This window comes from Pseudomonas sp. SDO55104_S430 (assembly GCF_054070595.1).
In genome coordinates this window covers 40,213-54,707 of the sequence record NZ_JBSVXG010000018.1, presented here as the reverse complement: position 1 = coordinate 54,707, position 14,495 = coordinate 40,213, and the positions used below count along the sequence as shown (strand labels likewise).

Annotated in this window: 15 protein-coding genes; 8 read left to right on the top strand and 7 right to left on the bottom strand. The window is 57.3% G+C overall.

Going from position 1 to position 14,495, the window contains the following annotated elements; translation table 11 throughout:
• From ACW9JE_RS06070 to ACW9JE_RS06060, 3 genes are all read right to left on the bottom strand, one after another.
• Positions 1–298, bottom strand: a 298-nt coding sequence (locus ACW9JE_RS06070) for a toxin VasX (protein WP_457432234.1), incomplete at its 3' end; no start/stop codon positions are given.
• A gap of 446 nt (positions 299–744) precedes the next feature.
• Entirely contained in the window at positions 745–963 is a 219-nt protein-coding gene (locus ACW9JE_RS06065) for a PLDc N-terminal domain-containing protein (protein ID WP_224540720.1), read from the bottom strand.
• 65 nt (positions 964–1,028) lie between these two features.
• Positions 1,029–1,709, bottom strand: a complete 681-nt coding sequence (locus tag ACW9JE_RS06060; protein ID WP_224540718.1) for a DUF2848 domain-containing protein — start codon at positions 1,707–1,709, stop codon at positions 1,029–1,031.
• Positions 1,710–1,989: 280 nt separating this feature from the next.
• On the opposite strand from ACW9JE_RS06060, the gene ACW9JE_RS06055 reads away from it, so the two are divergent.
• From ACW9JE_RS06055 to ACW9JE_RS06035, 5 genes are all read left to right on the top strand, one after another.
• Complete coding sequence (locus tag ACW9JE_RS06055) at positions 1,990–3,204, top strand: IscS subfamily cysteine desulfurase (RefSeq protein ID WP_457432233.1); 1,215 nt, start codon at positions 1,990–1,992, stop codon at positions 3,202–3,204.
• Positions 3,205–3,265: 61 nt separating this feature from the next.
• Positions 3,266–3,637, top strand: a complete 372-nt coding sequence (locus tag ACW9JE_RS06050; protein ID WP_457432232.1) for a hypothetical protein — start codon at positions 3,266–3,268, stop codon at positions 3,635–3,637.
• Positions 3,638–3,716: 79 nt separating this feature from the next.
• Positions 3,717–5,057 carry an amidase gene (locus tag ACW9JE_RS06045; protein ID WP_457432231.1) on the top strand — a complete coding sequence of 447 codons (1,341 nt, stop codon included), beginning with the start codon at positions 3,717–3,719 and terminating at the stop codon, positions 5,055–5,057.
• 215 nt (positions 5,058–5,272) lie between these two features.
• Positions 5,273–5,749, top strand: a complete 477-nt coding sequence (locus tag ACW9JE_RS06040; protein WP_224540709.1) for a flavin reductase family protein — start codon at positions 5,273–5,275, stop codon at positions 5,747–5,749.
• 26 nt (positions 5,750–5,775) lie between these two features.
• Positions 5,776–7,233: a 4-hydroxyphenylacetate 3-hydroxylase family protein gene (locus ACW9JE_RS06035; RefSeq protein WP_457432230.1), complete on the top strand. Its 1,458-nt coding sequence runs from the start codon at positions 5,776–5,778 to the stop codon at positions 7,231–7,233.
• 84 nt (positions 7,234–7,317) lie between these two features.
• On the opposite strand, the gene dapB is transcribed toward ACW9JE_RS06035, so the two are convergent.
• Together dapB and ACW9JE_RS06025 are read right to left on the bottom strand one after the other, a co-directional pair.
• Positions 7,318–8,091 carry a 4-hydroxy-tetrahydrodipicolinate reductase gene (dapB, locus tag ACW9JE_RS06030; RefSeq protein WP_224540705.1) on the bottom strand — a complete coding sequence of 258 codons (774 nt, stop codon included), beginning with the start codon at positions 8,089–8,091 and terminating at the stop codon, positions 7,318–7,320.
• Between the two features lie 149 nt (positions 8,092–8,240).
• On the bottom strand, positions 8,241–9,470 hold the full coding sequence (locus tag ACW9JE_RS06025; protein WP_457432235.1) for an OprD family porin: 1,230 nt from the start codon (positions 9,468–9,470) through the stop codon (positions 8,241–8,243).
• 598 nt (positions 9,471–10,068) lie between these two features.
• On the opposite strand from ACW9JE_RS06025, the gene ACW9JE_RS06020 reads away from it, so the two are divergent.
• Entirely contained in the window at positions 10,069–11,400 is a 1,332-nt protein-coding gene (locus tag ACW9JE_RS06020; RefSeq protein ID WP_457432229.1) for an MFS transporter, read from the top strand.
• 112 nt (positions 11,401–11,512) lie between these two features.
• Here ACW9JE_RS06020 and ACW9JE_RS06015 read toward each other — a convergent pair whose 3' ends face one another.
• Positions 11,513–12,061 carry a MarR family winged helix-turn-helix transcriptional regulator gene (locus tag ACW9JE_RS06015; RefSeq protein ID WP_457432228.1) on the bottom strand — a complete coding sequence of 183 codons (549 nt, stop codon included), beginning with the start codon at positions 12,059–12,061 and terminating at the stop codon, positions 11,513–11,515.
• 99 nt (positions 12,062–12,160) lie between these two features.
• Positions 12,161–12,670 carry an Lrp/AsnC family transcriptional regulator gene (locus ACW9JE_RS06010; RefSeq protein WP_457432227.1) on the bottom strand — a complete coding sequence of 170 codons (510 nt, stop codon included), beginning with the start codon at positions 12,668–12,670 and terminating at the stop codon, positions 12,161–12,163.
• Positions 12,671–12,834: 164 nt separating this feature from the next.
• On the opposite strand from ACW9JE_RS06010, the gene ACW9JE_RS06005 reads away from it, so the two are divergent.
• Positions 12,835–13,851 carry a 1-aminocyclopropane-1-carboxylate deaminase gene (locus tag ACW9JE_RS06005; protein ID WP_457432226.1) on the top strand — a complete coding sequence of 339 codons (1,017 nt, stop codon included), beginning with the start codon at positions 12,835–12,837 and terminating at the stop codon, positions 13,849–13,851.
• Between the two features lie 138 nt (positions 13,852–13,989).
• Positions 13,990–14,454, top strand: coding sequence for a transketolase (locus ACW9JE_RS06000; protein WP_175379997.1), 465 nt, complete (start codon positions 13,990–13,992; stop codon positions 14,452–14,454).
• Positions 14,455–14,495 lie beyond the last annotated feature (41 nt).

The window sequence follows — 14,495 nt, the reverse complement described above, 5'->3', positions numbered from 1 at the left end:
GATACTCATGGAAGGTTTCGTCGACGCTGCTCCACACGTACAGCCAGCCGTCCCGCAGTTGGCGCAGGGTGTAGCTGCGGGTCTTCAACGGTGGTAGGGCGGGATTTGACCAGTTTTTCGGAAGCGGATTCGGGCCCTGGGCACTGCCTTTTTGCGGCGACTCATCCACGGCATACCGAACGGGGAAAACCGCGACTTCCTTTTGCATCAATCCGCACTGGCCGGAGCCCACTGGGATGTTCTGAAATCGCTGGTTACGCCTGGCCTGTCTTAACTGGGCTTCTGTTGCGTAGCTCATCACATTTCCTTGTGGTTTTCGGTGTTCAGCAGGGCAAAAACCGCCATGCAGGGGATGAACACCTAGTCAAGGAACGTGCCAGAGATAATGAAGGTCAATGAATCCGGGAGGATGAGACGATTACTTGGAGATTATGGTCGCCGAAAAGGCGAAAAAACCCCGAAAAGTGCGCAAGAAGTTGCGCAGTGCCTGGCAACTTCTTGCGCACTCGCCTCTACACGCCGGACGACAAGCTCTGCAGCAATGTGCACACAGGGTTATCCACATTTTTTGTGTGCAACTTCTCGCGCATCATGGCCCGATGGCATCATGTCGGAATTGCGCAGAAAGGACGTGTAGGAGCGAGCTTGCTCGCGATGACGTCAACGATAACGCTGGCTGTCTGATGCCCCGCGATGGCCGGGCCTCCATCGCGAGCAGGCTCGCTCCCACAGGGGGATAGGTGATTATTGCCGGGTTTGCGGTGAGCTCGGGTTATGCGAAATATGCTTGGGCCCCGCCAGCAGCCAGAGCAACAGCCCAAACAAGGGCACGAACACGATCACCACCATCCACACCCCCTTGGTGCTCGATTTCCCCTCGCTCTTGCGCACCCGGTTGATCGCCCACAATTCCGCAACCAAGAGCACTGCCGCCAGCACGATCCACGTCGGTTCAAATTGCATGAGTTACCTCCTGATAGTCCTTGGGTTAGGCGGGCTCATGTCGGCCGGGTTCATTAAATTTGCAATCAGATACTCTGCATCTGGTAACTGAACCGAATGCTGCGCTTGAGCTGCGGGTCGTTGAGTTCCAGAGTGAGACGCGAGGTGTACTGGATGCCACCAATGGCAGCCAGGGTTCCGCAGAACATCACCGTTCCCGGCTCGAAGGTCGCTGCACAGGTCGTGGCATAGCGCTCCAACAGTGCTTCGGGCTCCAGCATCGTGGTGACCTTTCCTTGCTGATACAGCACCGCGCTTCCAGCGTCTTCACGCCATGAACGCATCTCCAGTTGATCCCAGTGTTCACGTACCTCATCCAATGGCCAGAGTGTGCGACCGACAGGTTTGCTGCAGATCTGTTTGGATACCGTGATGTCATAGGCTTCGACTTTACGGTCGGTGTGATCGGAGCCGATTCCGACCCACAGGCGTTCTCCGTCATTGAGCAGGAAGAACTCGATCTCGCCCGAAGACTCTTCGCCCAGTACCTGAATGTTCTCGTCCTGGGTCAGGCGGTCGTCGGTGACGAAGTAGTAACAGGGAACCGTTGCCGGGCGTTTAACGCCCAGTTCCTCGAGCTCCACAATGTGTGCTTCGACCGCGTGACGATCACGACCGGTCCAGCCGGCAATGATTACGTCGCTTATCTGAAACTCACGAAGTTCTTCGCCCATGATGGATACGCAGTTGAAGGTCAGAGTGGTCATTTTGGCGTTCTCTCTTTCTTGTAATCGGTTGCGGGAAATGATGCTGGGACGTCATCTGGCAGGATGCGCCGGGCAAGGATTAAGCTTATATAAATAGCTAACAAAAATAGCAACCATGAAAATATAAATTTTGCTCATTGGGTATTTAGACGGCGACGCAGTCCTCGCAGAGGGGGGCGGGAGAGGGAATATCGGTAATAAAAATAGCTTGCAAAGCAAGCTAACATGGTTAGATACTCGATCATCGAACAAGCTTTAGCGAAAGGGTATAGGTCAGACGATGGGCGAGAATATTTACCTGGATTACTCCGCTACCACGCCGGTCGATCCGAGGGTTGCCGAGCTGATGTGCCAGTACCTGACGGCCGACGGGCATTTTGGCAATCCGGCCTCGCGCTCCCACTCATTCGGCTGGGAGGCCGAGGCCGCGGTGGACAGGGCGCGCCAACAGGTTGCGCAGTTGGTGAGCGCTGATCCAAGAGAAATCGTGTGGACCTCCGGTGCCACCGAGTCCGACAACCTGGCGGTCAAGGGCGTGGCGCGCTTCTATCGCAACCTGGGCAATCACATCGTCACCTCGAGCATTGAACACAAAGCGGTACTCGACTCCTGCCGCCATCTGGAGCGCGAAGGCTTTGAAGTGACCTATCTCGACCCGGACCAGAACGGTCTGATTCACCCGCAGGCAGTGGCTCAGGCGATCACTGACAAGACCATCCTGGTCTCGATCATGCACGCCAACAATGAACTCGGGACGGTGAACGACATTGCCGGCATCGGTGAGGTCTGCAAGGCACGTGACGTGTTCTTCCACGTCGACGCCGTACAAAGCGCCGGCAAGGTGGAAATCGATCTGAAAGCACTGCACGTGCATTTGATGTCATTCACCGCACACAAGCTCTACGGACCCAAGGGCATCGGTGCTCTCTATGTCTGTCGCAAGCCGCGTATTCGTCTGGAAGCGCTGATCCATGGGGGCGGGCATGAGCGGGGGATGCGTTCCGGCACTTTGCCCACCCACCAGATCGTCGGCATGGGCGAGGCTTTCCGCATTGCCAGGGAGGAAATGCAGAGCGAAAACGCGCGCGTTCTGGCTCTGCGCGATCGGCTGCTGGCTGGATTCGAGGGCATGGAAGAGGTGTACGTCAACGGCTCCCTCGAACATCGGGTGCCGGGCAATCTCAACATCAGTTTCAACTTCGTCGAAGGTGAGTCGCTGATGATGTCCCTCAGAGGGCTGGCCGTGTCGTCCGGCTCTGCCTGCACCTCGGCCAGCCTTGAACCTTCGTATGTGTTGCGCGCCCTGGGTCGAAGCGACGAGCTCGCCCACAGTTCCCTGCGAATCACGCTGGGCCGCTTCACCACCGAAGCCGAAATCGATAGCGCCGTGACGATGATCAAGGCCGCAGTTACCAAACTCAGGGAAATGTCGCCGCTGTGGGACATGTACCAGGACGGAATCGACATCAGCAAAATCGAATGGGCCGCACACTGAGCCGGCGGCACGTGCAACCTCGACCTGCGCCCGCAGGAAAAACAATCAGGAGCAAGCTGCAATGATCAACAAAGCACACAAAGAGTTTTATTCGGTGGACATGCAGGACGGCTGGGAAACCCCGCCGGGCTATCCCGACGGTATCGAGCAACTCATCCTTTCGGGTTCGCTGGATGAACCGGGGAAAACCGGAACGCGAACCCGGTTGTTGCGCTTCCATTCGGGCATCTACACCACCAAACCCTTCGTCCATGACTATTGGGAGGAGGTGTATCTGGTCTCCGGTGATCTGACCGTGGGCAACGACGAGCAAGGTCAGGGTGGTGAAGCCTTCCAGCCGCATACCTATGCTTGCCGTCCACCGGGAGCCTTTCACGGTCCATTCAAGTCTGAAGGCGGTTGCGTGCTGCTGGAAATTCATTACTACGAATAAACACTCGCAGGGGCTGATCCCGTTGCAGATTCCACGCCCCTGCCCAACAGCGTGAATTGTCGTTCCCGGGAGTCATGCCATGACACTTCTTACCATCGGCCAGGCGCTGAACTCCTCGTTGAGCAGCGAGCAGCTCGTGCAGCGTTGCATCGATAACATGGACCGCCAGCCAGAACTTGCGGCCAAGGTCTTTACCCGACCGCTGCGCGAGCAGGCCCTGGCGCAGGCCGTCGCCTACGATCGCTTGCGTGAGCAAAATGTGCCGGTGCCTGAATATGCCGGTATACCGATCAGCATCAAGGATCTGTTCGACATGGCCGGCGAGGTGACGACCTGCGGCTCACGGGTGCTGGCCGAATGCAAACCCGCCACAACCGATGCGCTGGTGGTCAGCCGTCTGCGCAATGCCGGATTCATTCCGATCGGACGAAGCAACATGACCGAGTTCGCGTACTCCGGTCTTGGCCTGAACCCGCATTACGGAACGCCGGAAAACCCATGGGATCGGGCGACCGGAAGAATTCCCGGAGGCTCGTCATCCGGCGCGGCGATTGCCATTACCGACCAGATGGCGGTGGCCAGCCTTGGCACCGATACCGGTGGTTCGTGCCGTATTCCCGCGGCATTGTGCGGGATCGTCGGTTTCAAGCCGACGGCATCGAGGATTCCCCAGACCGGTGTCTCGCCATTGTCGAGCAGCCTGGATTCGGTCGGGCCGTTGGGTGCTTCGGTAGCTTGCGTGGCGATTCTCAACGATGTGCTGGCCGGCGATCCGGTCAATCCGTTGCCATCTGTCCATTTGCGAGGACTGCGCCTGGCGGTGCCGCAAACCCTGGTGCTCGATGGTATGGACAGTCTGGTAGCGGCGTCTTTTGAGCGCACGTTGAATCGGCTGGAGCGAGCGGGGGTGCAAGTCGAGCGTATCGCCTTGAGTGAGCTGGGCGAGTTGCCGAAGATCAACGAAAAGGGTGGCTTTGCCGCAGCTGAGGCTTGGGCGTGGCACCGTGAACTGATTGCCTCCAGTCGTGAAGGCTACGATCCGAACGTAGTCTCGCGCATAGAGAAAGGGCAGCATCAGAGCGCGGCGGATTACATCGATCTGCTAAAGGCACGAGCCGATCTGCAACTTCGCATCGCACCAATCACCGCGCACTACGACGCCTTGGTCATGCCCACGGTGCCGATCGTCGCGCCGACCCTGCAGGAAATGACCAATCCGCAAAGTTTCCAGAAAAGCAATTTGCTGATGCTGCGCAACCCTTCGGTGGCAAATTTTCTCGATCGCTGTTCCATCAGCCTGCCTTGTCACGAGCAGGGCGATGCACCGGTCGGCTTGATGCTGATGGGCGAGCGAGGAGGGGACCTGCGAGTGCTGGGCATCGCGCACGCCATCGAGCAATTGCTTCGGACACAGGTCTAAAGCGCATCAGCAGCCAGTACAGGTTGCAACATCATGACAACGGCCTGAACGCAATCGCGCGTTCAGGCCGTTGTCGTTTACGGAGTCAGGATGGCGTGAAAGCCTTATGAACAGGCTGATATAGCTAACAAAGAAAGCTAACAAAAAGCTTGACGAGGTGTTTTGTCGGGATCATATTAGCTTTGTCGCAAAGCTAATAATAAAAGGTGAGTCCCATGTCATTCGATGCATCTCAATTCCGTACCGCATTGGGCCAGTTCCCCACTGGCGTCGCCGTCATTACCGCCCAGGACAGTGAAAACCGTCCGCTCGGTATCACCATGAGTTCCTTCAACTCGGTCTCGATCAACCCGCCACTGGTGTTGTTCAGCCTGGATCGACGCGCGCTCAGCCTCGAGTCCATGCAGCGGGCGAGTCATTACGCCGTCAATGTGTTGAGTAAGGACCAGGTCGAGCTTTCCAACAAGTTTGCCCGCGCCATGGAGAACAAGTGGGAGAACGTGGAGTTTGAAACTCGCGACACCGGGACACCCTTGCTGACAGGCGCCCTGGCTCATTTCGAATGCAAGCCTTACGCCGATTACGACGGAGGCGATCACGTCATTTTTGTGGGTGAGGTCGTGAACTTCACCAGCAGCAACCACAGCGAACCCCTGGTTTTCTGCCGCGGCCGCTACGCCGAAATCGCCTGAACTGCCGTCGTATTGGAGAACAAGAAATGATCAAGACTTCACTTCAACACATCGAATCGCTGCGTGATGGACGTAGTGTCTATATCAACGGTGAGCGCGTCGATGACGTCACCACTCATCCTGCCTTTGCCAGTTCCATCGAATGGCTGAGCAATCTGTACGACTTCCAGCACGACAACCTGGAGTTGATGACCACCGTCGACACGGAAACCGGAGAGCGTTACAACCGCATCTGGCAGCTGCCAAAAAGCCCGGAAGAGCTCAAACAGCGCCGCATGGCTCTGGAAGCGTGGACTGGCCTGAGCTGTGGCTTTTTGGGGCGAGCTCCGGATCACGTCGCCAGCTGCATTTCCGGCATGGTGATGGGGATTGAACGGTTCGAGCGCTACGATGAGACGCGGGCGCAGAACCTGCGCAACTACTACCGTTACGCCCGTGACAATGATCTGTACCTGACCTATGTCATCATCAACCCTCAGGCTGACCGTTCAAAGTCCACAGGCGAGCAGGCGGACGAATTCCTCACGGCGGGGATTGCGGCAGAAGATGAAGAGGGCATTACCATTCGCGGCGCCAAGATGCTGGCTACCGGCGGGATCATGGCGAACGAAGTGCTGGTGACCTGCCTGCAACCGTTGAAGAAGGGCGAGGAGGAAAAGTATGCGGTTTCCTTTGCCATCCCGATGAACGCCCCGGGCTTGAAGATCCTGTCGCGCAAATCTTATGAAGAGCACAACCAGAGTGTGTTCCAGAACCCGCTGTCCAGCCGTTTCGACGAAAACGACGCACTGCTGTACTTCGATAACGTCAAGGTTTCATGGGATCGGGTGTTCGTGCATCGTGACACGGACATGTGCATGGCCCAGTTTCATGAAACACCTGCGCATGTTTACCAGAACTATCAGGCGCAAGTTCGCCTCATGGTCAAAATGCGTTTCCTGGCCGGTATCGCTTATCGCACTGCCGAAATGAACGGCATCATGGCCTTGCCTCAGGTACGAGAAAAACTGGGGCAAATTGCGGCGGAAGCAGCTATTTCCGAGTCTTTCGTCAACGGCATGGAAAGCAAGGGCTCATACGTTGGCGAGTACTTCGTTCCGGATCGCCACCTGCTTTATGCCTCTCAGGTGATTGCGCAGCAACTGTATCCCAAGTTCATCTCCCGCCTGCGCGATCTGGCGGGTGGCGGGGTCATCATGTTGCCATCCTCCACCCAGGATTTTGCCAATCCGCACATGCGTGAACTGATTGAGAAAACCCAGCAGTCGCCTATCGCGAACGCTGTGGAGCGGGTGAAGTTCTTCAACCTGGCGTGGGATGCAATCGGTTCCGAGTATGCCTCTCGTCACACTCAATACGAGATGTTCTACTCGGGTGCGACTTTCGTCACCAAGGGCGCGTCTTTCCGCACGTTCGACTGGAAGCGTAGCGCCGGCCTGCTGGACAGGTTTGCCGCGCAGTACGACCTCAACGAAGAAATTTGAGTGAGCAAGGCTGCTGATTCATCAGCAGCCTTCATCGTTGTGAAAACCCTTTGCCGCAGTTTATCTGCGGCTTTTTTCGTGCGCTCAGTCGTCTCTCGAAAAGCCCAGCACGTCCTGCATGTCGTACTCGCCGGGCTGGCGATCCTTGATCCAAAGCGCAGCCGTCAGCGCTCCACGGGCAAACATGCTGCGACTGAGTGCGCTGTGGGACAGAGTCAAAAGCTCCTCATCCGCGGCGAAGATCACGCTGTGCTCTCCCAGGATGCCACCGCCACGGATGACGCTGAAGCCGATTTCTCCTCGCGGGCGCTCACCCGTCATGCCTTCACGCGCGCACCGGGCGACAGATGAAAGTGAAGTCTGCCGACCTTCGGCTGCCGCTTCTCCCAGCATCAGTGCCGTACCGGACGGCGCATCGACTTTGCGGCGGTGGTGTGCCTCGAGGACCTCTATGTCCCACATCCGTTGAGGGAGCGCACGGGCGGTCCTTTCCACCAGTCCCATCAGCAGGTTGATGCCCAGCGAGAAGTTTCCGGAGCGTACGATCGCAATCTTGTTCGATGCTGCGTTGATGCGAGCCAGATCGTCGGCTTCAAAGCCTGTCGACCCGATCACCAGTGCAGGACCTGCCTGGCTGGCGCAGATTTCTGCAAGTGCCGCTGATGCACTGCCTGTGGTGAAGTCGATGACGACATCGCAGTTTCCAAGCACTTGTCGCGCCTGCGAGCGATTTCCTTCTGAAAGTCGCCCGATGCTACCGGCCAAAATCAATGAAGGGTCAGCCGAGACGATATTCATCACCTCTTTACCCATGTGACCTCGCGCCCCTGAAATGGCAATTCTGATAGGTGAAGTCAAAACTTTGCACTCCCGAATGGGTGAAGGACGAAATGTGTGGTTGGTGCGTGCAGGTTAGCCGCCGCGATCCAGAAGGCTCTGGATCGCGGCGTTCAGACGCGAAAAAAACGGCCTCATTCCATGCCGGCAAGGAGGGGGCAGGTAAGAACTTAGAAGAGTTTCAGGGTGTAGCTGAGGATCAGGCGGTTCTCATCGATATCCGTGCGGTAGTTGGAGCGCGCCACTGCGTTTCGTACTCGTATACCGACGTTTTTCAGAATGCCGCTCTGAATGGTGTAGCTCAGATCAATGTCGCGTTCTCTGTCCTTGCCCTCGAAGCTGCCGGCATCGACATTGTCGCCCTTGATGTAACGCACTCCCGCCAACAGGCCGGGGACGCCGAGAGCGGCAAAGTCGTAGTCGTAGCGAGCCTGCCAGGAGCGTTCCCTGGCGGAGGCAAATTCGTATGTAGGCACTTCGTTGCCCAAGGGGGAGACAGTAACGAAAACGCGCGGGAAACCATCGTTGCCGTACATGCCTTGGTAGCCCACGTAAAAAGTGTTTCCACCACGTTTGGCCGACAGCAGCGAGTAGAACGCCTGATTGTCGAGGGTGCCGATCAGACGCTTGCCGTCTTCGTTTGACTTGAAATAGCCAAGGTTGGCGCTCAGCGTCCACAGCCCCGCTGGTTCACTGTGCTTGAAGCCGGCGAAGCGCTGGTGGTACAGGTTCTCCAGTTGACCGTACCAGAGGCTGACGGTTGAGCGGTTTTGATTGAATGAGTAGTCACCACCGGCGTAGTTGAAGCGATCTGAAGTGATCAGGTTCTTTTGGGCGTCGCGCCGGGGCGTAAACCCTATGATCGCTCCCATTGGCTCATCGCCTGCCTCGCTGCGCAGGCTCGTCGAGTGCAGTTGCCCTGCTTGCAGATTAAGCCCGGAGATCTCGCTTGAGAGGATCGAGGCGCCTTGGTAGGTGTTGGGCAGCAGGCGGTTGTCGGTCAGGGCGAGAACCGGAAGATTGGGCTGCAGTTCTCCAACCTTGAGTTCTGTTTTGGACACTTTGAGCTTCGCCGTGATACCCAGGCGGCTGTAGTCATCGGGCGCTCTTTGGCCATAGGCGCCTGGGAGCAGGCCCGTGCCTGCGCGCTCCGGGCTGCTGTCCAGCTTGATGCCCAACAGGCCGATGGCGTCTATTCCAAAACCAATCGGCCCCGGGGTATAGCCCGATGCATAGTTGAGGATGAAGCCTTGCGCCCATTCCTCGGCCCTGGACTGTGGGCTTGGGCCAACGGTGTCGGAGAAGTCGCGGCTGAAGTAGTAATTGCGCGTGGTCAGGGTGGCCGTGGAGTTTTCGAAGAAACCACTTCCGTCAGCCAGGGAGCTGAGTGGAAGGGTCATGGTTACAACGCTGGCGATCGCCCGCGACAGGGGATTCGGATACTGATTCATGTCGTTCTCTTGTTTTTATAGTGACGAAGAACACCCTCACCGCGCGCATCCGGCAAAGTGCGAGGAGGGTGGATGACGTTGCTTGCGGCCGTACTTCCGTGCACCGCTCGCGAATCCGGCAGCGGTAAGCTTATATAAAAAGCTAACAAAGAAAGCAAAATAAAAAACATAACTCGGGCTGATTCTGCCAGCGCGGCTGATGAACTGTGGCCGAGCGGGTGGTCTTCCGGGGATCTGAGCAGGGCAGCAGGGAAGCTGGTTCAACTCGATGCAAGGGGGTAATTCGCGTATCGCGCACGTCCGTTTATCAGAGAAAAGCATCGGCCTCGACGCTCATGGTCTCGCTGACCAGTCTGGAACGCGGGATCGGGTGAATGGAATAAAACGAAGCCTGAACGCTTTCTAAAATAGCTTGCAAAATAAGCTAAATTGATTTGATACTGTTCTCGCCGGGCAAAAAAGCCGCTCGGTCGCCAAGGAAATGAGCTGCGAATGGTCGATGCCATCTGCTGACGCTCATTTCCAACAATAACAAGAGGCAGGTGTCATGCGAAAAGTGAACGTACACACAATCATCGACCATGCGCGTATTTCCGGCTTTCACTGGATGGTCATGGGCTGGTGTTTTCTGCTGCTGATTTTCGATGGCTACGACTTGTTCATCTACGGCGCGGTGCTGCCCGTGCTGATGCAGCAGTGGGGGCTGAGCCCTCTTGAAGCCGGTGCCCTGGGCAGTTATGCGCTTTTCGGCATGATGTTGGGGGCTGTAGGGTTTGGCACCCTGGCAGACCAGATCGGCCGTAAAAAAGGGATCGCCGTGTGCTGCCTGCTTTTCAGTTGCGCCACGCTTGCCAACGGCTTCGTGAGCAATCCAACGGAGTTTGGCATCTGCCGTTTCTTTGCCGGTCTGGGCTGCGGCGGGTTGATGCCGAATGTTGTGGCGCTGATGAACGAGTACGCGCCGAAGAAGTTTCGCACTGCCATCGTTTCCATCATGTTCTGCGGGTATCCGTTGGGCGGTGTGCTGTCGGCCAGCGTGGGGATTTTCGTCCTGCCACGCTTTGGTTGGGAGGCCATGTTCTTCGCCGCGGCAGTACCGTTGATTCTGCTGCCGTTGATCTACTGGCAACTGCCCGAGTCGGTAGGCTTTCTGTTGCGCCAGAGTCGACTCGAAAAGGCACGCGCGGTTCTTCTTCGCGTGGACCCGGCCTGTAACCTGCAAAAGGACGATTCGTTGATCATGGGCGAATCCAATGCCCGGCCGGCGTCGCTGCTGGAACTGTTCCGGGAAGGGCGAGCGCTGCCTACCCTGGTGTTATGGCTGGCCTTCTTCTGCTGCATGCTGATGATTTACGCGCTCAGTTCCTGGTTGCCGAAGTTGATGGCCAGCGCGGGATACAGCCTGGGTTCCAGTCTGTCGTTCCTGGTTGCGTTGAATGTTGGCGCGGTGCTGGGTGCGGTTTTTGGAGGATGGCTGGGGGACAGGATCAATCTGCCTAAGGTGCTGGTTGCGTTTCTGATTCTGGCCGCCCTGTCTGTCAGCCTTCTGGGGCTGAAGAGTCCGGTACCTGTGCTTTATCTGCTGATCACTGTGGCTGGTGCGACGACCATCGGTACACAGATTTTGCTATACGCCTGCGCGGCACAGTTCTATGGCCTGTCGATCCGTTCGACAGGTATGGGCTGGGCGTCTGGTGTCGGTCGCAGTGGCGGAATAGTCGGCCCATTGCTGGGTGGCGCTTTGGTCGGGATCAACCTGCCTCTGCAGCTCAATTTCATAGCCTTCGCGTTACCCGGGTTGATCGCTGCACTGGCCATGGTGCTGTTTGCACTGCTCAAGCGCTCCAAAGTGACGACACTTGCAGCGGCGGGTGTTTGATCGGGTGGGTTTGAGTTCAAGCGTCAAGTTGCCTTGCTCGAAAGTCGCCAGAGACTGTCGTTACTTGCGAGCAGGGCAACCCTTTACCGTAGCGGCTTACTGTAAGTGCAGACTATTTGTCATTGCTCAGAAAGCTGGCCATGTTGAACGCGCGGTCTCCGTTGTTGGCCAAAAGGCCAAAGGTCTTGACCAATGTCTTGAACTGCTCCTGATCTATGCCTGCGAACAGCACATCGTTCACCTTTTGCTGGGAGTGCGCCAGGCTTGCCAGTGCTTCGTAGCCAAGATCGGTCAGGTCCAGTTGAACGCGGCGTGCATCCTCCGGATCTTTCGTTTTGGTCAGGTAGCCTTTCTTTGCCAGCTTATTGGTTTGCAGAGTGATGAAGGCGCCACTCAAGTGCAGGTGATCCGCCAGGCTGTTCACGTACACGGTATCGATACTGCGCATGTAAGCGGTGGCGATCAACGCGGTGTACTCAATGCCGGTAAGGCCGATTATCTTGCCGAACTCACCGCGAATTGCTTCGATTTTGCTTGAGAACGCGAAGATGTTGTGGAGCAGTTCACGGAATTTACTGTCACCTTTGTCCTTGTCGAGAAGCTCGGGGAGCGTGATGGTTTTCTCCTTGAGGTGCATCTTGGCCGGGTGATCTTTGCTCATCTTCGAATTACCTTAGCTTTCATTTATAGCTAATCATGCTACCTACCTTTGAGATCATGTCAATCAAGGTGCTTGCAGGCAGTCCGAGCTGCATCAGGTTTACAGCGGAATCTGCGGCGTCGACAACACCTGTCGCAACCCCATGAACGAACGAATCTGCCGCACACCCGGCAGGTACAGCAGTTGTTCGGCATGCAGCCGGTTGAAGCTCTGGCTGTCCTTGGTGCGCAGCAGCATGAAGTAGTCGAATTCCCCTGTGACCACATGGCACTCCATACATCCTGAGACTTTTTGCGCCGCGGCTTCGAAGGCGGCGAAGGATTCCGGGGTGGAGCGGTCCAGCACCACACCGATCAACACCACCATGCCGGCGTCCAGCGCATCGGGGTTGAGCAGGGCGACGATGCCCTTGATCAACCCGGCCTGCTTGAGCCGTTCGACACGCCGCAAACACGCTGGCGGACTCAGTTTCACTTTCTCGGCCAGGGCCACATTGGAGATGGAGGCGTCACGTTGCAGCGCCTTGAGGATGGCGCGGTCGGTGCGATCAAGCGCCATCGGCTCTGCAGCCTGGGTGGCGGATCGTTTGTGATTATTTGTTGCGTTCATGTCGACCTATACGCAATAAAGTTTCTTTGAGATGTTTAGATAAGGAATAAAGCAACTATAAATCGAAGAAGTTTGCAACACGGATTTTCAGGTTTTTTCTTAATATTGAAATATCGAAGCCCACCAGAGTGCTTGGATATCCCACCCCATTAAGGATTAGCGCCATGAACCTGAATCGTTTTAAACGTTATCCGTTGACCTTCGGCCCATCGCCCATCACTCCCTTGAAGCGTCTCAGCGAGCACCTGGGCGGCAAGGTCGAGTTGTATGCCAAACGTGAAGATTGCAACAGTGGCCTGGCCTTCGGTGGGAACAAGACACGCAAGCTTGAGTACCTGATTCCCGAGTCCATCGAGCAGGGCTGCGACACCCTGGTGTCCATCGGCGGCATCCAGTCCAACCAGACCCGTCAGGTGGCGGCGGTTGCGGCGCACCTGGGCATGCAGTGCGTGCTGGTGCAGGAAAACTGGGTGAATTATTCCGACGCGGTGTATGACCGGGTCGGCAACATCGAGATGTCGCGGATCATGGGCGCGGACGTACGCCTTGATGCAGCAGGCTTCGACATCGGCATTCGTCCCAGCTGGGAGAAGGCCATGAGCGATGTGCGGGAGCGGGGCGGCAAGCCGTTTCCGATTCCGGCCGGTTGTTCCGAGCATCCTTACGGTGGCCTCGGGTTTGTCGGTTTTGCCGAGGAAGTGCGGCAGCAGGAGCAGGAACTGGGCTTCAAGTTCGATTACATCGTGGTCTGCTCGGTGACCGGCAGCACCCAGGCCGGGATGATCGTGGGGTTTGCAGCCGACGGTCGTTCGAAAAAGGTGATCGGGATCGACGCTTCGGCCAAGCCGGACAAGACCCGCGCACAGATCCTGCGTATCGCCCGACACACCGCCGAACTGGTGGATCTGGGCCGTGAGATCACTGAAGAGGATGTGGTGCTCGATACGCGCTTTGCGCACCCGGAATACGGGCTGCCCAACGAAGGTACGTTGGAGGCGATCCGCCTGTGCGGGCGGCTGGAAGGGGTGCTGACCGATCCGGTGTACGAGGGCAAATCGATGGACGGGATGATCGAGATGGTGCGTCGCGGGGAGTTTCCGGAGGGGTCGAGAGTGCTGTATGCGCACCTGGGTGGGGTGCCGGCGTTGAATGCGTATAGCTTTCTGTTTCGTAACGGTTGAGTTCCCTGTGGGAGCGGGATTGCCCGCGATTGCGGTGGGTCAGTCACATCCATGTTGAACCTGCCACCGTCATCGCGGGCAAGCCCGCTCCCACAGTAATTCGAGTCCTATCGGCTTTGTGTGACAGGAGTTACCACCATGCAAGGAACACCGCCATCTGCCACCTGGCTCAAACCACCCTCGGCCGATGCCGCCGTGGTGATCGTGTCCAGCGCCACACTGCCGCCATACATGAACCACCAACTGCACAGGGCCATCGATGACTGGGACCAGGTGGCCCATCTGGTAGTCCAGCAATCCGGTGCCTTCATGCAGGACTGGCTGCAGGCCGGCTCCAACCCGGACGAACCGACGCTCGCCGCCACCTGTCAGGCCAGCCAGCTGCTGAGCTGCGTCGCCAAGGGCTGCTTTTTGCTGGATGTCGAGGTCGGCCCGGTCCCCAGCCTCACTTGGCTCGGTTCGGTGCGCGGTCATCCGTTGCGGCTGGTCAGGCTCGGCAAGGAAGCATCGTCCCATGCCGCGATGGATCAGCAGGTGGAGGAGATTCTCGCGCTCACCCGGACGCTGGCCAAAAGCGTGCTGCAAGAACGCTGTGGTCTCTAGCGAAAGTCGCGCAGAGCGACCACATTGATGTAATGCCGATT

Bases quoted from the DNA above. Each gene is read 5' to 3' on its own strand.
- ACW9JE_RS06065 (WP_224540720.1), bottom strand. From the start codon at position 963: ATGCAATTTGAACCGACGTGGATCGTGCTGGCGGCAGTGCTCTTGGTT.
- ACW9JE_RS06060 (WP_224540718.1), bottom strand. From the start codon at position 1,709: ATGACCACTCTGACCTTCAACTGCGTATCCATCATGGGCGAAGAACTT.
- ACW9JE_RS06055 (WP_457432233.1), top strand. From the start codon at position 1,990: ATGGGCGAGAATATTTACCTGGATTACTCCGCTACCACGCCGGTCGAT.
- ACW9JE_RS06050 (WP_457432232.1), top strand. From the start codon at position 3,266: ATGATCAACAAAGCACACAAAGAGTTTTATTCGGTGGACATGCAGGAC.
- ACW9JE_RS06045 (WP_457432231.1), top strand. From the start codon at position 3,717: ATGACACTTCTTACCATCGGCCAGGCGCTGAACTCCTCGTTGAGCAGC.
- ACW9JE_RS06040 (WP_224540709.1), top strand. From the start codon at position 5,273: ATGTCATTCGATGCATCTCAATTCCGTACCGCATTGGGCCAGTTCCCC.
- ACW9JE_RS06035 (WP_457432230.1), top strand. From the start codon at position 5,776: ATGATCAAGACTTCACTTCAACACATCGAATCGCTGCGTGATGGACGT.
- ACW9JE_RS06025 (WP_457432235.1), bottom strand. From the start codon at position 9,470: ATGACCCTTCCACTCAGCTCCCTGGCTGACGGAAGTGGTTTCTTCGAA.
- ACW9JE_RS06020 (WP_457432229.1), top strand. From the start codon at position 10,069: ATGCGAAAAGTGAACGTACACACAATCATCGACCATGCGCGTATTTCC.
- ACW9JE_RS06015 (WP_457432228.1), bottom strand. From the start codon at position 12,061: ATGAGCAAAGATCACCCGGCCAAGATGCACCTCAAGGAGAAAACCATC.
- ACW9JE_RS06010 (WP_457432227.1), bottom strand. From the start codon at position 12,670: ATGAACGCAACAAATAATCACAAACGATCCGCCACCCAGGCTGCAGAG.
- ACW9JE_RS06005 (WP_457432226.1), top strand. From the start codon at position 12,835: ATGAACCTGAATCGTTTTAAACGTTATCCGTTGACCTTCGGCCCATCG.
- ACW9JE_RS06000 (WP_175379997.1), top strand. From the start codon at position 13,990: ATGCAAGGAACACCGCCATCTGCCACCTGGCTCAAACCACCCTCGGCC.